This is a genomic window from Arthrobacter sp. Edens01, assembly GCF_001307035.1.
Lineage (GTDB): Bacteria > Actinomycetota > Actinomycetes > Actinomycetales > Micrococcaceae > Arthrobacter_B.
Window position 1 is genome coordinate 600,694 of the sequence record NZ_LKIU01000005.1, and the last position, 17,548, is coordinate 618,241.

The 17,548-nt window shown below is 65.7% G+C and carries 19 protein-coding genes and 3 tRNA genes; 14 read left to right on the forward strand and 8 right to left on the reverse strand.

Translation table 11 applies throughout. The features are described 5' to 3' along the window. Positions 1–209: 209 nt before the first annotated feature. The 3 genes from AO716_RS08960 to pta all read right to left on the reverse strand — a co-directional run bounded on the left by AO716_RS08960 (position 210) and on the right by pta (position 3,963). Complete coding sequence (locus tag AO716_RS08960; RefSeq protein WP_055240563.1) at positions 210–599, reverse strand: hypothetical protein; 390 nt, start codon at positions 597–599, stop codon at positions 210–212. 155 nt (positions 600–754) lie between these two features. Next, a complete protein-coding gene (locus AO716_RS08965) occupies positions 755–1,891 on the reverse strand; it encodes an acetate/propionate family kinase (protein ID WP_055240564.1) in 1,137 nt (378 codons plus the stop codon). After that, the gene (gene pta / locus AO716_RS08970) at positions 1,891–3,963 is read right to left on the reverse strand and encodes a phosphate acetyltransferase (protein ID WP_055240565.1); all 2,073 of its coding nucleotides are present in this window, start codon (positions 3,961–3,963) and stop codon (positions 1,891–1,893) included. Before pta ends, AO716_RS08965 begins: the two co-directional genes overlap by 1 nt. A 153-nt stretch (positions 3,964–4,116) precedes the next feature. Here pta and AO716_RS08975 point away from each other — a divergent pair, with 153 nt between their 5' ends. The 4 genes from AO716_RS08975 (at position 4,117) to AO716_RS08990 (ending at position 7,790) form a co-directional block, all read left to right on the forward strand. Then, positions 4,117–5,661 (forward strand): amino acid permease, encoded by a 1,545-nt coding sequence (locus AO716_RS08975; protein WP_055240566.1) that lies wholly within the window; start codon positions 4,117–4,119, stop codon positions 5,659–5,661. A 67-nt stretch (positions 5,662–5,728) separates the two neighbouring features. Next, positions 5,729–6,079 (forward strand): MTH1187 family thiamine-binding protein, encoded by a 351-nt coding sequence (locus AO716_RS08980; protein ID WP_055240567.1) that lies wholly within the window; start codon positions 5,729–5,731, stop codon positions 6,077–6,079. 61 nt (positions 6,080–6,140) lie between these two features. After that, positions 6,141–6,797, forward strand: a complete 657-nt coding sequence (locus tag AO716_RS08985) for an O-methyltransferase (protein ID WP_055242072.1) — start codon at positions 6,141–6,143, stop codon at positions 6,795–6,797. Between the two features lie 114 nt (positions 6,798–6,911). Next, positions 6,912–7,790, forward strand: a complete 879-nt coding sequence (locus AO716_RS08990) for a spermidine synthase (protein WP_055240568.1) — start codon at positions 6,912–6,914, stop codon at positions 7,788–7,790. 82 nt (positions 7,791–7,872) lie between these two features. On the opposite strand, the gene AO716_RS08995 is transcribed toward AO716_RS08990, so the two are convergent. After that, on the reverse strand, positions 7,873–9,303 hold the full coding sequence (locus AO716_RS08995) for an NCS2 family permease (RefSeq protein ID WP_055240569.1): 1,431 nt from the start codon (positions 9,301–9,303) through the stop codon (positions 7,873–7,875). A gap of 194 nt (positions 9,304–9,497) precedes the next feature. Between AO716_RS08995 and AO716_RS09000 the strand changes: the two genes are divergently transcribed. Beyond that, positions 9,498–10,493: a universal stress protein gene (locus AO716_RS09000; protein WP_055240570.1), complete on the forward strand. Its 996-nt coding sequence runs from the start codon at positions 9,498–9,500 to the stop codon at positions 10,491–10,493. Positions 10,494–10,502: 9 nt separating this feature from the next. Here the strand turns inward: AO716_RS09000 and AO716_RS09005 are convergent, their stop codons facing one another. Both AO716_RS09005 and AO716_RS09010 read right to left on the reverse strand, forming a co-directional pair. Continuing rightward, positions 10,503–11,432: a cation diffusion facilitator family transporter gene (locus tag AO716_RS09005; protein ID WP_055240571.1), complete on the reverse strand. Its 930-nt coding sequence runs from the start codon at positions 11,430–11,432 to the stop codon at positions 10,503–10,505. Between the two features lie 3 nt (positions 11,433–11,435). Continuing rightward, positions 11,436–11,795 carry a metallopeptidase family protein gene (locus tag AO716_RS09010; protein ID WP_055240572.1) on the reverse strand — a complete coding sequence of 120 codons (360 nt, stop codon included), beginning with the start codon at positions 11,793–11,795 and terminating at the stop codon, positions 11,436–11,438. Between the two features lie 156 nt (positions 11,796–11,951). Between AO716_RS09010 and AO716_RS09015 the strand changes: the two genes are divergently transcribed. From AO716_RS09015 to AO716_RS09055, 9 genes are all read left to right on the forward strand, one after another. Then, a tRNA-Glu gene (locus tag AO716_RS09015) sits at positions 11,952–12,024 on the forward strand. A gap of 61 nt (positions 12,025–12,085) precedes the next feature. Continuing rightward, positions 12,086–12,159, forward strand: a tRNA-Asp gene (locus tag AO716_RS09020). 57 nt (positions 12,160–12,216) lie between these two features. Then, positions 12,217–12,292, forward strand: a tRNA-Phe gene (locus AO716_RS09025). Positions 12,293–12,435: 143 nt separating this feature from the next. Then, on the forward strand, positions 12,436–12,879 hold the full coding sequence (locus AO716_RS09030) for a pyridoxamine 5'-phosphate oxidase family protein (RefSeq protein WP_055240573.1): 444 nt from the start codon (positions 12,436–12,438) through the stop codon (positions 12,877–12,879). 205 nt (positions 12,880–13,084) lie between these two features. Next, the gene (locus AO716_RS09035) at positions 13,085–13,555 is read left to right on the forward strand and encodes an Asp23/Gls24 family envelope stress response protein (protein WP_055242074.1); all 471 of its coding nucleotides are present in this window, start codon (positions 13,085–13,087) and stop codon (positions 13,553–13,555) included. 70 nt (positions 13,556–13,625) lie between these two features. Next, entirely contained in the window at positions 13,626–13,817 is a 192-nt protein-coding gene (locus AO716_RS09040; protein ID WP_055242076.1) for a DUF2273 domain-containing protein, read from the forward strand. Then, a complete protein-coding gene (locus tag AO716_RS09045; protein ID WP_055240574.1) occupies positions 13,814–14,203 on the forward strand; it encodes a hypothetical protein in 390 nt (129 codons plus the stop codon). The genes AO716_RS09040 and AO716_RS09045 overlap by 4 nt, the downstream gene beginning before the upstream one ends. Further along, positions 14,200–14,802 (forward strand): DUF6286 domain-containing protein, encoded by a 603-nt coding sequence (locus AO716_RS09050; protein ID WP_055240575.1) that lies wholly within the window; start codon positions 14,200–14,202, stop codon positions 14,800–14,802. Before AO716_RS09045 ends, AO716_RS09050 begins: the two co-directional genes overlap by 4 nt. Next, positions 14,799–15,410: a hypothetical protein gene (locus tag AO716_RS09055; RefSeq protein WP_152969926.1), complete on the forward strand. Its 612-nt coding sequence runs from the start codon at positions 14,799–14,801 to the stop codon at positions 15,408–15,410. The genes AO716_RS09050 and AO716_RS09055 overlap by 4 nt, the downstream gene beginning before the upstream one ends. 138 nt (positions 15,411–15,548) lie before the next feature. On the opposite strand, the gene AO716_RS09060 is transcribed toward AO716_RS09055, so the two are convergent. Both AO716_RS09060 and AO716_RS09065 read right to left on the reverse strand, forming a co-directional pair. Beyond that, entirely contained in the window at positions 15,549–16,403 is an 855-nt protein-coding gene (locus AO716_RS09060) for a hypothetical protein (RefSeq protein ID WP_055240577.1), read from the reverse strand. 2 nt (positions 16,404–16,405) lie between these two features. Further along, positions 16,406–17,209, reverse strand: coding sequence for an exodeoxyribonuclease III (locus AO716_RS09065; RefSeq protein ID WP_055240578.1), 804 nt, complete (start codon positions 17,207–17,209; stop codon positions 16,406–16,408). Positions 17,210–17,548 lie beyond the last annotated feature (339 nt).

Sequence of the window (17,548 nt, forward strand, 5' to 3'; positions counted from 1 at the left end):
CCTGCTTGATAGTGCGGGATAAGTTGCCACCATCCTGCCAAATTTATAAGCCTGCTGACAATTGGGCGGCGTGGCGCGCTGGATTGCCGCCGCAGGCGCGGCCGCTGCGGGCGTCATCGGGGAGGAGGAGTAAGAGGCCGTTCGGTGCCGGTGTCCGGCGGTGCGGGGCAGCGCCGTGATTGGGCTGCGCGGGATCCTGGCCGGCGCGGTTATCCGGGAAGGCGGAAAACGGCTGGTGTGCGCTGCAGGAACGCCATCTCAAAGGCCTGCTGATTATCCAGGGGCGCCTGCGGCCCGGGCGCCGCCGGCGGGCACAGCGGCATCCGGGGCGGCATTTGCACTGAGACCGTCGTGAATCCTTCGGTCATGGGCTGCGGCGGGATTTCCTCGGCGCGGGCCAGGAGTTCGTCCATGGCCAGGGCGTCCAGGTGGTGGGCCCGGGAGAGGTTCACGACGACGTGTGCGCCGAGCAGGGCGGTATGCCGAAGGATCCCCACCAGATCCGGGCAGTTCTCCGGAACCAGGCATCCGCGCACTTCTATGCACGCCGAGGACGTTTTTGTATCGATTCTGACCAGTACCCGCAGGGTGTGCTCCATGCCAACTCCACGCACGAGAAAAATCCGCGGCTTCTGCTTAACCTGACCTGCAATATAGCAATGCCCAGCCGGTGCTGTCGCCCTGGGGCGGGCCGTTGGACATCATTGTTCGGGTACCGGCCAGTAGGGTTGCGGCGCACGTCGAAGCGTGGTTTCTACTCCCTGCCTGCGGCCAGGATGGTATCCACCGTCGCCTCGGCGATGGCTTCCTCCTCATCGGTGGGAACCACCAGCACCTCGATCGCTGATTCCGGTGAGCTGATCCGGCGAGTCTCCTTTGAACGCACCGCATTTGCTTCCGGGTCAAGGCGGACATTCAGGGCGCTAAGGTGTCCGGCCACCTGCGCCCGGAAGTCGCTCGCATTCTCGCCAACGCCGGCTGTGAACACGATGGCCTGCGCGCCCCCTACGGCAACGTGATAGCCCCCGATGTATTTAGCCAGCCGGTAGGCTGCGATTTCGAGTGCCAGCTTCGCCTCCTCATTGCCGGCCTCTGCTGCTTCCTCCACCTCGCGCATGTCCGCAGCCCCGCCCAGGGCGAGGAGCCCGGACTCCCGGTTCAGCAGGTCGTCCAGTTCGTCGGGGCCGTAGCCTTCCCGTCCCAGGAACACCAGGATGGAAGGATCGATGTCCCCGGACCGGGTGCCCATGACCAGCCCGGCCAACGGGGTGAAGCCCATGGAGGTGTCGATGCTGCGGCCGTTCTTCAATGCCGTAACGGAGGCTCCGTTGCCGAGGTGGGCCACGACGGCGTCGAACTGGTTCGCCGGTACGCCCAGGAAATCCGCAGCCAGCCCGCTGACGTAGGCGCAGCTGGTGCCGTGGAATCCGTAACGGCGGATGCCGTAGCGGCGGTAAAGGGACTGGGGGATGGCATACCGCCAGGCGCGCTGGGGGAGGGACCGGTGGAACGCGGTGTCAAAGACGGCAACCTGCGGGACGTCCGGGTAGAGGTCCGTCACCGCCCGGATTCCCATGGCGCTGGCCGGGTTGTGCAGCGGAGCCAGCGGACTGAGCCGTTCAATGGCGCGGGTAATTTCGTTATTCACCAGCACCGGCTGGCTGAAGCGCTCGCCGCCGTGGACTACGCGGTGCCCGACGGCGTCGATCCGCCTGCCGTCCAGGGCCTCGGCGACCTGTTTCCTCAGCAGTACCAGTGCCTCGTGATGGTCCGGAACGTCCGGCCCGCCAATCCGGTCGATCAGTCCCTTCGCTACGACCTCACGCGTGTCTGTGTCCCGCACCTGGTACTTCAGCGATGAGGAACCGGAATTAACCACTAGAACCAGCATTAGTCCTCCTGCGCCTGAACGGCGGTGATGGCCACGGTATTGACGATGTCATCCACCGTGCAGCCGCGGGAAAGGTCGTTGACCGGCTTGCGCAGGCCCTGCAGGATGGGGCCGACAGCCACGGCCCCGGCGGACTGCTGGACGGCTTTGTAAGTGTTGTTGCCGGTGTTGAGGTCCGGGAAGATGAAGACGGTCGCCTGGCCGGCCACCGAGGACCCGGGCGCCTTGGAGGCAGCCACGGACGCGTCGACCGCGGCGTCGTACTGGATGGGCCCTTCCACCGGGAGGTCCGGCCGCGCCTTCCGGACCAGCTCAGTGGCCTGGCGGACCTTCTCGACGGCGTCCCCCTTGCCGGACGCGCCGGTCGAATAGGAAAGCATGGCCACCCGCGGGGGAATGCCGAACTGCTCGGCGGTGGCCGCGGACGCCAGCGCAATGTCTGCCAGCTGACCGGCATCGGGATCGGGATTCACGGCGCAGTCACCGTAGACCAGCACCCGGTCCTGGAGCAGCATCAGGAAAACGGACGAGACAATCTGCACCCCGTCCCTGGTGCGGATGAATTCAAGTGCAGGGCGGATGGTGTTGGCCGTGGTGTGGGCGGCTCCGGACACCATGCCGTCCACGCGGCCCAGCTTCACCATCATGGTGCCGAAATATGCCCCTTGAAGCATACGTTCGCCGGCTTCCTCCAGCGTCACGCCCTTTTTGGCCCGTAGCTGCTGGTACTCCCGGGCAAAGTCGTCCCGCATTCCGCTGGTGGCCGGGTTGATGACCGTAATGCCGCTGAGATCAATGCCTTCACTGGCAGCCAGCTCGCGGACCTGGTCGGCTGGCCCCAGGAGGGTCAGGGCACAGACGTCCCGCCGCCGGAGGATCTCCGCTGCCCGCAGGATCCGCACGTCCAGGCCTTCAGGCAGGACGATATGCCGGCGGTTGGTCCGGGCCCGGACGATTAGTTCGTTCAGGAAACGCAGCGGCGTCGTCTTTTCCGGACGGGGCAGTTCCAGCCGTTCCAGCAGCTCGTTCTCGTCCACATAACGCGACCAGACGCCGAGTGCCGCCGCCACTTTCCGGCTCTGTCCGGTGGCGATCTCACCCCTGACGTTGCTGACGTCGCGTGCCGCGGCATAGGTGTCGGAATCCACGGCGAACACCGGGAAGGGGGCCTGGGCGAGCAGTGCAAGGATCCCTGCTTCCAGGGGCAGGCCTCCGGTCAGGATCATGCCGCTGGGCACGGGGAACTCCGCCGAGAAGGAAGAGGCCAGGGCTGCCACCATAACGTCGGCCCGGTCCCCGGGCGCGATCACCAGTGACCCGTCTTCCAGCTGGCCGATGAAGTTGCCGACCGTCATGGCCGCAACCTTTACGCCGGTGACATCGCGTTCAAGCGACCGGCTGCCGGCTATCTGCCGGGCGTCCAGAGCCTTGGCGACTTCGGAGACGGAAGGCTGGGAAATCTCGTTCAGCTCAGGCAGTACGTAAACGGGCCGGTGGGAGGCACCTGGGCGGACGTGGGCGCGCAGCTCATCCACTGCTGACTCCTCGGCCCGGTTGACCATCACCGCCAGCAGGTCGCACTTGGCGGCGGCAAGCTGGCCGCGGGCAACATCAACGGCGTCGGCGGCTTCTTCCACACCCATGTCCCGGGCGTTGACCACCGCCATGACCATGGCGCCCAGGTTGTTCGCAAGGCGGGCGTTCAGATCGAACTCCAGCGCGACGTCGTGGCCGGAAAGGTCGGTCCCTTCAACAATCACCACGTCGCAGTTCGCGGCAATCTCGCTGTAGACCGCCAGGCAACGGGCATCGACTTCCCCGCGTTCACCCGCGACCAGCAGTGCCCTCAGTTCCGGCCTGGTGAGTCCGCCCCGGCAGTTGGAAGTGCTCAGGTCGAAGCGGCGCTGCATCAGCCGGACCATCGGGTCGTTGTCGCGGTCATTGCCCTCGACAATCGGGCGGAAGAACCCAATCCGGTCCGCATGCCGCTGGAGCATGTCTGCCAGGCCCAGGCTGATCAGGGACTTGCCGGAACCCGGAGTCATGGCACTTACATAGATTCCACGGGCCATGGCAATGTCCGTTCTCTAGGAAAGGCGCCCGCTGCACACGGGCCTCTCCCATAGTCGCAAAGGCAACTGCACTTAGCCAGCACGCTGTGCCTACACTTGAATCACGGCCTCTTATGACCGTTCCTAGCCGCCCCCACAGCAAGGACCCACGCAGTGAGCCTGTTCCGCACCAAACCCATAGAGCAATCACTGGCTGATGCCGACGAGGAAGGGCGCCGCCTGAAGCGGTCCCTGACAACGTGGGACCTCATGATCATGGGCGTGGCAGTCGCTGTTGGTGCCGGCATCTTCTCCGTGGGCGCCAAAGCTGCCGCTGAGTTCTCAGGACCTGCGGTCACGCTCTCCTTTATCCTCGCTGCCATCACCTGTGCGCTCGCGATCATGTGCTACGCGGAATTTGCGACAGCGATCCCCGTGGCCGGCTCCGCCTACGTCTTTACCTACGCCACCATGGGCGAGCTGATCGCCTGGATCATCGGCTGGAACCTCATCCTGGAACTATTTACCGCGGCAGCTGTGATCGCCAAGTACTGGGGGATCTACCTCAGCGAGGTCTTCGCCCTCATCGGCTGGGACATTCCGGCCACCATCTCCCTTGGCCCGGTGGACATGACCTGGGGTCCGTTCTTCATCGTCGCGCTCTTCACCGTGCTGCTGGTCATGGGCACCAAGCTCTCCGCACGCGTTGGCAATGTGTTCACCCTGATCAAGATCGGTGTTGTGCTGTTCGTGATCGTGGCCGGGTTCTTCTACATCGACTTCGAGAACTACACACCGTTTATCCCGGAGGCAGTTTCCACCGAAGCGACCGGAACTGAAGGCGTCATGGCGCAGTCGCTGTTCTCCTTCCTCACCGGTGCGGCACCGGCCCAGTACGGCATGCTGGGCGTCCTCGCCGGTGCGGCAGTGGTGTTCTTTGCCTTCATCGGGTTCGACGTCGTTGCCACCTCCGCTGAAGAGGTCAAGAACCCCGGACGCACTCTTCCCCGCGGCATCTTCGCCGGCCTGGCCGTGGTGACCGCCCTGTACATCGGTGTTTCACTGGCCCTAACCGGCATGGTTTCCTACACGGAGCTGGCATCCGTGGAAGCTCCCAACCTGGCCACCGCCTTCAGCCTGGTAGGCAACACCGGTGCGGCGCAGGTCATCGCCATCGGTTCCCTGATTGGCCTGACCACCGTGATCATGGTGCTGCTGATGGGCCTGGCGCGCGTGGTGCTGGCAATGTCGCGTGACGGGCTGCTGCCCCGCGCACTGTCCCGCACCAGCTCCAAGCACGCCACCCCGGCCCGCCTGCAGATCCTCTGCGGCGTGCTGGTTGCCCTGGTGGCAGGCTTCACCCAGGTGGACCTGCTGGAGGAAATGATCAACATCGGCACCCTCTCCGCCTTCGTCGTCGTGAGTGCCGGGGTGCTGGTGCTGCGCCGCAAGCGCCCGGACCTCAAGCCGGCATTCCGGGTGCCGTTCGGGCCCGTGCTGCCGGTCCTGTCCACCCTGCTGTGCCTGTACCTGATGACAAACCTATCCGTGGAAACCTGGATCTATTTCATGTTCTGGCTGGCGCTCGGCTTCGCGCTGTACTTCATGTACGGGCAGCGGAAGTCCCGGCTGAACCCAAGGAATGAGGCCACCGCCGGCAATATCGCCGCCGATACCGCAGCTGATTCGGCAGCGCCGGAGGCCACCCCGGGAACCTAGGAGCGGTTGTATTGCGCTCCGCTACGGAACGGTTCTGGTTTGCCGCCTCCGGTGGCAGACTGGGCGCATGCTTGTAGCCTTCTCAGTTGCCCCGTCCGGCGTGGGTCCGGAAACCGGCCCCGGCGGTCCGTCCGCTGACGCTTCCGTGCACGACGCCGTGGCCGCCGCCGTCAAGATTGTCCGCCAGTCCGGGCTGCCGAACCGGACTGACGCCATGTTCACCACCATTGAAGGTGAATGGGATGAGGTCATGGACGTCATCCGCCGTGCCACCGAAGCAGTTGGGCGGTACGGAAGCCGGGTGTCCCTGGTGCTGAAGGCGGACATCCGCCCCGGCCACACCGGCGAACTCACCGGCAAGGTTGAGCGACTGGAGGAGATCCTGGCAGCCGAGGACGAATACCGTGGGCACTCCTAGCCGCGGCACGGCGGAGCAGGGAACGCCGGGGGCACGCCAGCACTCAACCGTCAGCCCCGAATTGGGAACCCAGGGCTGGGCCGACGTCGATTCCTACCTCACGGCCACAGTGGTCCATCCGGACCCGGCCCTGGAGGCCGCCGTCGAAGACTCGGCAGCAGCCGGCCTGCCGCCAATTGAGGTCAGCCCCGGCCAGGGCAAGTTCCTGATGCTGCTGGCCCGGATCCACGGTGCACGCCGCATCCTGGAAATCGGAACGCTGGGCGGATACAGCACTATCTGGCTCGCCCGGGGACTGGCCGACGGCGGGACCTTGGTCACCTGCGAGTACGAACCCCTCCACGCCTCGGTGGCCCGCGAAAACCTTGACCGCGCCGGCGTCGGGCATCAGGTAGAGGTCCGGGTGGGCCCTGCACTCGAGACCCTTCCCGGGCTTGAAGGGCAGGAACCGTTTGACCTGGTGTTCATCGATGCGGACAAAGTAAACAACCCCGCCTACCTGGAGTGGGCGGTGCGGCTGTCCCGGCCGGGGGCCGTCCTGATCCTGGATAACGTGGTGCGCTACGGCGGCGTCCTGGACTCCGGGGGCGACGAGACAGTACAGGGGACCCGCGCCGCGCTTGAGCTGCTCGGTTCCCATCCGAGGCTGGAGGCCTCCGCCCTGCAGACCGTTGGTGCCAAGGGCTGGGATGGATTCGCAATCGCCGTCGTGAAGTGAAGCCGAGAGCACGAGCCGGTACCCGGAGCGGCACCGGGCGGACGGCTGTGAAGCCTAAGCTGGAAGCATGAGCTTTGTGCACGTCCCCGTGTCCGATTTCCCGGCAGAATACTGATGGGCAGGAAACGCCCCGGCAAGACCGCCCCTGAAGAGCTGCCAGGCGGTGGCCGCGGACCCGTGGAGGGCCGCTACGAGATTGATACCGGAACCTGCGAACTGCTTCCGGACCAGTTCTCCCCCACCGGGTGGCTGCTGAAAATCAACGGCGTGCATTCATCGCACATCGATTTGGCGAATCCGCGGGAACTGGACTTCGAATACATGCGCTGGATCGCTGCGCTGGTTCAGTCCCGGTTCCCGGAAGACGCCCGTCTCCGCGCACTGCACCTGGGCGGCGGCGGCTGCTCCATGGCCCGCTACTTCGCCGACGTTTACCCCGGAGCGCGCCAGGTCGTCGTCGAACTGGATGGAAAGCTTGCCGAACTGGTGCGGGGCTGGTTCGACCTTCCGCGGGCACCGCTGATGCGGCTGCGGGTAGGCGAAGCGCGCGAGGTGACTGAGTCCCTCAGCGAGGACAGCCGCGACCTGCTCATCCGCGACGTCTTCGCCGGAGACAAGACCCCGCTGCCGCTCACCTCGGCTGAATTCCTGGTCCATGCCAAGCGTGTGCTGGCAGCGGACGGGCTCTACGTGGTCAACTGCGGCGACGCCCCGGACCTGCGGATGGCCCGCCGCGAAGCGGCCACCATCGCCGCTTCCTTCCGGCACACCGCGATTGTGGCGGACCCGGCCATGCTCAAGGGCCGGCGCTACGGGAACATCATCATTGCGGGCTCCGACGTCCCCTTTGCCGAGGACGCAGCCCTGCCCCGGACGCTGCTCGGAGGTGCACTGCCGGCCCAGCTCTGGGACGACGCCAAAGTGCGTGCCTTCGGGCGCGGATCCCAGGTGATACACGACGCCGAGGCGGACGGGGAAGCCCGGCCCGCCTAAAGCCCTAAAAGGAAAGTGCCCCCGCCGGACGGCGGGGGCACTTTCCTTTGCGGCCTGCGGCTGCACTTACTGCCGTGCGCGGTTACACACCCAGTGCAGCCTCGATCGGGCCGACGCAGAAGAAGACGGCGAACGCCGTGGCAACAATCCACATCACCGGGTGGACTTCCCGGGCCCGTCCCTGCACCGTGCGGATCAGCACGTAGGAGACGAAACCGGCACCCAGGCCGTTGGCGATCGAGTAGGTGAAGGGCATCAGCACAATGGTCAGGAAGGACGGCAGGGCCAGCCCGATGTCCGACCAATCGATCTTCGCCACCTGGGTGACCATCAGGTAACCCACGACGACGAGAGCAGGCGCCACTGCTTCGAACGGCACCAGGTAGATCAGCGGTGTCAGGAACATGGCTGCGATGAAGAGCAGGCCTGTGACGATGGACGCCAGGCCGGTACGGGCACCTTCGCCGATGCCGGCACCGGATTCAACGAACAGCTGGTTGGAGGAGACGCTGGCTCCGCCGCCGGCGATCGCGCCGGCTGCGTCAACGAGCAGCACACGGTCAACGTTGGGGATGTTGCCGTTCTTGTCGATGCTTCCGGCCCCGGTGGCAAGCCCAACCATGGTTCCCATGGCGTCAAAGAAGATGCTCAGGAGGATTACGAAAGCCAGGAGCGAGGCACCGATGATGCCCAGCTTCTCAAAGGAACCGAAGAGGTTGAAGCTGCCGATCAGTGACAGGTCCGGGGCGCCCCACTGCGGCATGCTCGGTGTGACCAGGGACCAGCCTGTTGGCACGCCCGCGCCCTGGCTGCCCGGCGAGGCAACGTTCTCGACAACCACTGCCAGGACGGTCGAGGACAGGATGCCGATCAGGATGGCGCCGCGAACCTTGCGGGCCATCAGCACGATGGTGAGGATCAGCCCGAAGACGAACACGAGCGTGGGCCAGCCGAGCAGGTCTCCGCCGGACCCCAGTTCGACCGGAACCGTGGTGCCGGCGGCGTCGGGGACGCGGCGGACAAACCCGGCGTTTACGAAGCCCAGCAGGGCAATGAACAGGCCGATGCCAACCACGATTGCGGTTTTCAGGCTTGCGGGGACGGCCCTGAATACTGCTGTCCGGAAACCGGTGAGGACGAGGATGAACATGGTGATGCCGGCCAGAACCACCAGGCCCATGACATCGGGCCAGGTGAGGTCGTCAGTAGTGGCAACCGTGACTGCCACGAAGGCGTTGACGCCAAGGCCCGTGGCCATTGCGAAGGGGTGCTTGGCCCACGCGCCCATGATGATGGTTAGCACGCCGGCAACCAATGCTGTGGCTGCCGCGATCGCGGGACCGCCCAGAACGTTGCCGGCACCGTCTGCTCCGCCGAGAATCAGGGGATTCAGGACCACTATGTAGCTCATGGCGAAGAACGTCGCCAGGCCTCCGCGGACTTCCGTTCCAACCGTGGAGCCCCGTTTGGAAATTTCGAAATAGCGGTCCAGTTTTGAACCTTGCTTGAGCATGACGGTTTCCCTCTGAGTGAGTGTTGTGGTCCGGGCCAGACGAATGCCCCATTCGATATTAGTCCTGACGTGCCCGGGGGCTTTAACTCAGGTCGGCTTGCGTGACATCCGCCTCCTTATAGGGAAGCGGACGGGTAGGCTGGCACCAGGAGCGCAGCCGACGGGGGCTGCGTGCACCCCGAAGGGAGCCGGTTTTGTTCGATTCTGAGTTTGAGGCGGGGCAAGTCCGTTCCGGGATCGTGGTCGGTGTGGACGGATCGGACCAGAGCATCTGCGCGCTCACCTGGGCCGCCAGGGAAGCCCGCCGGCGCGGGGTCCCGCTTCACGTCGTGACTGCCTACACCGTTCCCATATTCGCGGCGTCGTCGATGGACGCCGGCTACACCGCTGTTGATGACGCGGTTATCCGAGACGGCGCCCGCTCCGTGCAGGAAAAAGCGCTCGCCCGTGTTTCCCACGACGGTCTGGAAGTCGTTGCCCGGGTTGAGAGCGGGGACGCCTCCGCCGTCCTGCTTGAACTTTCCGAGGACGCGGACCTCATGGTGGTCGGTTCCCGCGGGCGGGGCGGGTTCGTTGGGCGGCTGCTCGGTTCTGTTTCAAGTGCCCTCCCGGCCCATGCCAAGTGCCCCACCGTCATTGTTCCGCTGCGGACTGCCGGACGGCTGCCCGAATCCGGTGTTTCCGCCCCGTCAGGATCTCCGGTGCCTGAGGATGTCCATCAGGCGGTCGTCGTGGGCGTCGACGGCTCCGAGCAGGGCCGCGCCGCTTCGCTCGTGGCGGCCGAGCAGGCGCGAAGCACCGGCCTGCCGCTGCGCATTGTGTGCGCCCTGCCGCCGTTCAGCGGCTCCCTGGCCTGGGTGCCTGCTCCGCTGGACATCGACGCGCTGCACGCGGAGTTGATGGAACAGCTCAGTGCCGGACGCAACTGGCTGCAGAGCCACTTCCCGGACGTTGAAATGTCCGTGGAGCTGGTTGACGGCCCGCCCGCGGAAATCATGGTGGGACGCACTGCCAATGTTGAGCTGGTGGTGCTGGGAACCCGCGGACGCGGCGGCTTCGCCGGCATGCTGCTGGGCTCCACCAGCCAGAGCGTGCTGCACCATGCCAAGGGGCCGGTCATGGTGGTTCCGGACTATGACGATCCCCGGCTCGAAGACCGGGCCAAGTTTGGCCCCATGGCCGAAGAGTAGGCGCAGGGCCTAGGCGTGCCGTTCGCCTTCGTGGACGGCATGCCGCTCGGGCTCCAGCTGGAAGGTGCAGTGCTCGGTGTCGAAGTGGCTGGACAGGCAGCCTGAGAGCCGGTCCAGGATGGTGTCCATGCCCTGCGGCGTCAGGTATTCCTCATCAACCACCACATGGGCCGAGAAAACCGGCACTCCCGAAGTGATGGTCCAGATGTGGATGTCGTGGGCATCCTGCACTCCCTCAACCCGGCCGATGTGTTCGCGGATCATTTCCACATCCACACCCTGCGGCGTCGCTTCGAGAAGTACGTCGATCACTTCCCGCAGCAGCGACCAGGCACGCGGCAGGATCATGGCAGCGATCAGGAACGACGCCCAGACGTCCGCCTGCTGGTAGCCGGTCAGGATAATTACGACGGCGGAAATCACCACGGCGGCTGAGCCCAGCAGGTCCCCAAGGACTTCCAGGTAGGCTCCGCGCACGTTCAGGCTTTCCTTGCGCCCGGAACGCAGGATGAGCAGGGAAACCAGGTTCGCCAGGCCGCCGAGGATGGCGGCGAAGAGCATAATCCCCGTCTGCACCTCGGGGGCGTCCCCGATTCGGCGGACAGCTTCCGTAAAGATGACGACGGCGATCACGATCAGCAGCACCGCGTTGGCCAGGGCAGCGAGGACTTCTGCGCGCTGGTAGCCGTAGGTCCGCTTGGACGTCGCGGGCCGCCCGGCAATCCATGCGGCGAGCAGTGCGATGGAAACACCCGCGGCGTCGGAAAGCATGTGTCCGGAGTCGGCGAGAAGCGCCAGGGAGCCGGAGAGCAGCGCTCCGATTGCCTGTATAACAACCACCGAGATGGTGATGAGGAAGACCGCCAGCAGTTTGCGGCGGTGCCTTCCGGTGGCTGTGCCTGACGGCAGCCCGTGGCTGTGGCCGGAATGATCGCCCATGAGTCAGCCCCAACCCAGTTCGTGCAGCCGGGCATCATCGATTCCGAAGTGGTGGGCTACCTCGTGGATGACGGTGATCCGGATTTCGTCGACGAGTTCGTCGCGGGAGTCGCACATCCGGGTTAGCGGTCCGCTGAAAACCACGATCCTGTCAGGCAGGGAACCGGCACCCCACCAGGAATCCCGTTCGGTGAGAGGCGTGCCGTCATACAGGCCCAGCAGTTCTGTTTCCGGGTCCTCATGCGGGGCAGGGATGTATTCGTCCTCGATGAAGACAGCCACGTTGTTCATCGCCTTGGCCAGGTCCTCCGGGATGGAGTTCAGGGCGTCGTCGACGGCGGCTTCGAAGTCATCGGGGCTCATCTCGATTGGCACATTTCTACTCTAGCCGTGGGTGCCCGGAACCCGATTTTGAAGATCGCGCGAATAGGCCCTATAGTTTTATAAGTCCGCAGCCGGGAAACACGACTGGAACCGAGTAACCTCGGAGTCAGCCAAGTTCAACGCTGCGTGTCTTAAGCCCCCATCGTCTAGCGGCCTAGGACACCGCCCTTTCACGGCGGCGGCACGGGTTCGAATCCCGTTGGGGGTACTCACGAGAGTGGTAATTACACCGCTGAAAAGCTGGTAGAGTTTACACTCGTGAAAAGCAAGGCCCTGTAGCGCAGTTGGTTAGCGCGCCGCCCTGTCACGGCGGAGGTCGCGGGTTCAAGTCCCGTCAGGGTCGCTCAGATTTTCTGAAGCGTTTTGGAAGATCTCGGTGATCATCTTTTCGATGATGCCCGGCTCTGTAGCTCAGTTGGTAGAGCGTTCGACTGAAAATCGAAAGGTCACCGGATCGACGCCGGTCGGAGCCACCAGCTAGAACCCCGCACTCAGTGAGTGCGGGGTTTCTTTTTGTCCGGACCCGATTTGGCCGTGTCTGCCCGGCTCAGCCGCGGCAGGCCTTTTCTTCCTCAGGTCCGCCCGGTTCACTGGGAGCTTCGAACCTTGGAGGTCAAAGATGATTCCGAACAGTGAAGCGTTCCAATGGGACTCAGTCAGCCCGCATGCGAATGAGGAGCTGAGCGAAGCCCAGTGCTGGTCCCTGCTGGGCGGCCAGGAAACCGGCAGGATTGCGTTCCTGCAGGACGGACGGCTGCTGGTCTTTCCCGTGAACTACCTGGTGCACGACAAATCCGTGTATTTCCGGACCAGTGAAGACAGTGGACTGGCGCTCCTGCCGGGGGATCTGAACACTTCATTCCAGGTGGACGCGCACGACGGCGAGGCAATGGCCGGCTGGTCCGTCCTGGTCAGCGGCCGTGCCAACTCCGTGAAGGACGAGTCGCTGCTGACAACACTGTGGGGGATGCGTACCGCTGCACCCTATGGCGGCGGGCAGCGGAACCTGTTCGTGGGCATCGATCCCACCCAGGTGACCGGCCGGCGCGTACGAATGGGCTGACCCTTCCCTGCCCAACGGAGCAGGTGAGGGGCTAGGCTTGGCTCTTATGGAAGATGCCCAGATCACGCCGGGAAACGGTCCTGCCGCTCCCGCCGCACAGCCAGTGAATCCGACGCCGGCTCAGCCCGGTCCAGGCGCAGTCTCTCAGCCGCCGCCCGGTCCCGGACCAAAGCCCGCCGGGGCCGCCCATCAGGCCAGCCCGGGTATCCCGGGCCCGGCCGCCGCAGGAGCTCCGGTTCCCCCGCCGTCTGCACCCGGACCGGACGGGGAACCCGGCGGCCGCACCTCCATTGCCGAACAGGCCGTGGCGAAGGTAGCCGCCATTGCCGCGCGGGCCGTCCCTGGTGTCTTCACCCTTGGCACGGGCGCCGGCCGGACCCTGGGAGCGGTGCGCGACGCCGTCGCCGGTTCGGACAGCAGCGCCACAGCCGGCGTGAACGTTGAAGTCGGGGAGACCGAAGCTGCCGTGGACATCACGCTCGTGGCGGACTACGGAGTTCCGCTGACGGGCATCGCAGACGCAGTGCGGGCCGCCGTATACACCGCCGTCGAAGACCTTGTGGGGCTGAACGTGGTGGAGGTCAACGTTTCAATTGCGGACGTCCACGTTCCGGACGCACTGGACACCCGGGCAGTTAAACGCCAGCCCGGCACGGGCCAGGACCAGCATGCGTAGCCGTCCGGGCATCGAAGGATCATCCAATGCGTATCCGGTCCTGCAGGGGACCGAAAGTAAGGCAGGAACAATGAAACCGACAGTGGTGGGCATGGCAGTGGGTGCCGTGCTGGCATTCACGGCACTTCTTTTTGATTTCTGGGGTTTCCTGCTGATGGCACTGTTCATCGCAGTAGGAGCTTTCCTGGGCCGGGCCGCGGAAGGCAAGGTGGACTTCCGCAGCGTGCGGGACGCACTCACCGGGCGCCGTTCCTCCTCATGAGCACTGCCGTCGTACCTGCACAGCCCCGCACCGGAACATCACTGGCGGGGCACAACCGGATCAGCACCCAGGCCCTGACCAGCACGGCGCAGGCTGTGTCCGCTGAACACTTTGGGATTCCAGCCTCTGCCGTGCGCGTGACGTGGAGCGACGACCAGGGACTGCTGGCACTGTCCCTTGCACTGCCGGTCACCATGCCGCCGCTGAGCGCCGTCGTCAAAGACCCCGGACTGGTTGAACGCACCGGCGGGTCAGTCTGGGACCGGGTCCACGCCTCCAAACCTGCACTGCTGGAGCGCATCACCTACCTGACCGGCTCCATCCTTTCCCTGGTGGACATCCGCGTGACCGGCATCCGCGTGCAGGAAGGGGCCCGGGTCAAATGAGCGAGACCACGGCTGCCCCGCCCACCGAGTCGGCCACCGGCAGGATCGTGCGGCGGGAGACCCACGCCGCGCGAACCGTCCCGGCGGTCATAGCCGCCGTACTCGGCATTCTCCTTTGCCTGTACGTTCTTCTGGAGTCCGTGCTGCAGTCACTGGGCCAGGAGGAGTGGCTGATTGATCCGCCCACCTTTGCGCACTGGCTGGCCGGCCTGCCCCGCGACGCTGACCCCCTGTTCCTGGGCCTGGCCGGAGCCCTGATCTTCCTGGCCGGTCTCTGGTTCTTCCTGATGGCGGTCCTGCCGGGCCGCCGCGCACGCTATGCCATACCCAACCCGCGCGCCGCCGTCGTAGTGGATGCCGAAGTTCTGGCCTCTTCCCTGGCCCGCCGCGCCCGCCTCACCGCCGGCGTCACGTCCAGCCAGGTCCTGGTGACCGTAGGCCGGAGCCGCGTTGAAGTCAGGATCCGTCCCACCTCCGGCATCCCTGTTGACTCGGACGCCGTCCGGGCCGGTGTGGAGGACGAGCTGGCGTTGACCGGCCTGCAGCCGCAGCCCGAAGTCACCGTGCTGGTCTCTACCGTGGGGGCGATCGGCCAGTGAACCGCACCCCTCGATCCCTGAACCGTGTGCTCCTCGGACTCGCCGGGCTGCTGCTCCTGGCACTGGGTGCCGGTCTGGTCCTGCTCAGCGTTGATCCCGCTGCTGCCAGCTGGTGGCAGGAGACCGGCCCGGCCGTCATGGCCGAAGGCGGCCGAATCCTGGGCAGCACCGCCATTCCCGGCCAGACCCAAAGCTGGCTCTGGCCCGCCCTGGCCCTGGCGATGATTGTCATCGCGGTGCTGCTGGTTCTCTGGATCGCCGCGCAGGGCCGCGGCCGGGTGGACACGCTGATAGCGGAGTACGACGACGAGGGCGCCTCGGGCCGCATCGCCATCAGCGGCGCTGTGCCGGAGCAGGCGCTGCGGGAAGCACTGCTGAAAGACCCGGACGTGACCTCTGTTGGAGTCAGCACCTGGGCGCTCCGGAACGGCAACGGGCTGCGGGTGCGGATCGTGCCGCGCCAGGGTGCCGCGCCGCATCTGGTTGCTGCGGATGCCACCAACCTGGTTGACGCCCTGGACGCTGCGCTGGGACGCAGTTCAACCGTGCTGATCAGCCTGGAAGCAGGCAGGCGCTACCGGATCGGCCGGGAGGAACGGGTCCGCTAGGGCTGTCGCCGGGCGCCAAGCGGGCTCTCACCTTCCCGGACCTGGACCCGGGGACCCGTTCGGCTGGCGGCTTTGGCTAGTGGCCGGACTCGGCCAGTGCCTGGTCCGCCGGGCACAGGGTGCAGTCTGCTTCGCCCTCTAGGAGGCGCGGGCCAGCTGGCGGATGGGAATCCACCGTCCCGCAAGCCGCCGGTACGCTGCAGCGGCGCCGGTCATGTCGCCGTCGGCCAGCGATTCGATGCCCAGCCGCACGTCGGAAGGGGAATCGTCCGGATAGACCAGGTCTGCGACCAGTCCGTAGTCCAGTTCCAGCACCGCGGCGGGGGAGAAGACTTCCATCCACGCCACCAGGTCCGTCAGCTCGTCCAGCAGGTCCAGGTCCGGGGCGGCCAGAGCCAGAGCGGCAGCGGCGTGCCGGGCACGTTCAATGCACTGCAGAATTGGTGCCGAGAGCCGGACGGTCAGGACGCGGCCGTCTTCCTCGACCACCTCGGTCTGGTCGTCCTCATGCATCAGGACAAACCAGCCGAACGGCACACCCCAGGTTGCCGAGCGGGTGTGCAGCTTCGCGAGGGAATCGGCGAATGAATCAGGGTCGATCCGTGCGGCATGGGCCTCCCGAGCCACCTCCGGCAGCAGCACATCCACCAGCGGTCCGTGCACGGTTTCGCCGAGGGATTCCGCGGCGAGGGAAGTCCGCACGGCCAGCTGGTTCGGGCAGTACAAACGTGTGGTCGTGCCGTCCGGGCCCGGATGGTGCAGCACCCGGACAAGGTCCGTTGAATTGTGCGGGAACGGATCGGAAACGGCGCGCACCAGCCGCCGAACGGCGTCGCTGCGTTCCAGCACTTCCGTTTCGTGGCGGGCACGGGAGCGCTGGTCCAGGATGCGCAGCTGCTGGTCGTCGTCGAACGCATCCAGCGGCTCGTAGGCGCGGAGGTAGGACACGTAGGGGAAAGTCCGCCACACGGTAGCCTCCGGTGTCCCGGCCATGCTCAGTCCAGTTCCACGATCACGGGTGCGTGGTCCGAGGCACCCTTGCCCTTGCGTTCCTCCCGGTCGATGCTGGCGCCGGTGACACGTGCGGCCAGCGCAGGGGAGCCCAGCGCGAAGTCGATGCGCATGCCCTGCTTCTTCGGGAAACGCAGCTGCGTGTAGTCCCAGTACGTGTAGACGCCCGGGCCTTCGGTGTACGGACGGGCCAGATCCTGGAAACCGGCGTCGAGGAAGGCCTGGAAAGCTGCCCGCTCGGGTTCGGTGATGTGTGTGGCGTTCTGGGCGCGGAACCAGTCGATGTCCCAGACGTCTTCGTCGCGCGGGGCAATGTTCCAGTCGCCCATCAGTGCCAGGTTCAGGTTCGGATCGGCTTCGACCCACGACGCAGCCTGGTCCTTCAGGACCTTCAGCCACTCAAGCTTGTACGGCATGTGGGGATCGTCCACGGCACGGCCGTTGGGAACGTAGAGGCTCCAGATCCGCACGCCGTTGCAGGTTGCACCAATCGCCCGGGCCTCGGCGGCAGTAGTTTCCGCCGTCTTGCCGAAGTGCGGCTGGTCCGGGAAGGTGCGCTCGACGTCGTCGAGCCCTACCCTGGACGCAATGGCGACGCCGTTCCACTGGCTGAGGCCAAAGTGCGCCACTTCGTAGCCGTTGAATTCGAACATCTCCCAGGGGAAGTTGTCATCCTTGGCCTTGGTTTCCTGGATGGCCAGGACATCGACGTCGGAGCGCTGCAGCCACGCTTCAACGCGGTCGGCGCGGGCACGGATGGAGTTCACGTTCCAGGTAGCAATCTTCACCCTTGCTACGTTACCCAATCCGCGCAAGAGGGGCCTACGTTCCTGGACGCGCCGTTTCCGGCGGCTTAGGCGGGGCCCGCCGGGTGGTCCCGCCTGGGCGTCCGCCTGCCGGTCCTGCCTGCCGGGCCCGCCGGGCGCTGGGAGGACGGTCCGGAACGGCGGCAACGAAACTTCCGTGCTCGCAGGGCTCGCAGGAAGTATTAAAGCCGCCTAACCCGGACCGTCCTCCGGGCTCGTTAAGTGTCTGTACTGCCCCGGACCGTCTGTTGGTCCTTGGCTGTCCGCCTGACCTCGGCCCGGCACGTTTTCCAAGCTCGTTGGCCGTCCGCCTAATCCGGA

Bases quoted from the DNA above. Each gene is read 5' to 3' on its own strand.
- AO716_RS08960 (WP_055240563.1), bottom strand. From the start codon at position 599: ATGGAGCACACCCTGCGGGTACTGGTCAGAATCGATACAAAAACGTCC.
- AO716_RS08965 (WP_055240564.1), bottom strand. From the start codon at position 1,891: ATGCTGGTTCTAGTGGTTAATTCCGGTTCCTCATCGCTGAAGTACCAG.
- pta (WP_055240565.1), bottom strand. From the start codon at position 3,963: ATGGCCCGTGGAATCTATGTAAGTGCCATGACTCCGGGTTCCGGCAAG.
- AO716_RS08980 (WP_055240567.1), top strand. From the start codon at position 5,729: ATGCTTGTAGCCTTCTCAGTTGCCCCGTCCGGCGTGGGTCCGGAAACC.
- AO716_RS08990 (WP_055240568.1), top strand. From the start codon at position 6,912: ATGGGCAGGAAACGCCCCGGCAAGACCGCCCCTGAAGAGCTGCCAGGC.
- AO716_RS08995 (WP_055240569.1), bottom strand. From the start codon at position 9,303: ATGCTCAAGCAAGGTTCAAAACTGGACCGCTATTTCGAAATTTCCAAA.
- AO716_RS09005 (WP_055240571.1), bottom strand. From the start codon at position 11,432: ATGGGCGATCATTCCGGCCACAGCCACGGGCTGCCGTCAGGCACAGCC.
- AO716_RS09010 (WP_055240572.1), bottom strand. From the start codon at position 11,795: ATGAGCCCCGATGACTTCGAAGCCGCCGTCGACGACGCCCTGAACTCC.
- AO716_RS09030 (WP_055240573.1), top strand. From the start codon at position 12,436: ATGATTCCGAACAGTGAAGCGTTCCAATGGGACTCAGTCAGCCCGCAT.
- AO716_RS09040 (WP_055242076.1), top strand. From the start codon at position 13,626: ATGAAACCGACAGTGGTGGGCATGGCAGTGGGTGCCGTGCTGGCATTC.
- AO716_RS09045 (WP_055240574.1), top strand. From the start codon at position 13,814: ATGAGCACTGCCGTCGTACCTGCACAGCCCCGCACCGGAACATCACTG.
- AO716_RS09050 (WP_055240575.1), top strand. From the start codon at position 14,200: ATGAGCGAGACCACGGCTGCCCCGCCCACCGAGTCGGCCACCGGCAGG.
- AO716_RS09060 (WP_055240577.1), bottom strand. From the start codon at position 16,403: ATGGCCGGGACACCGGAGGCTACCGTGTGGCGGACTTTCCCCTACGTG.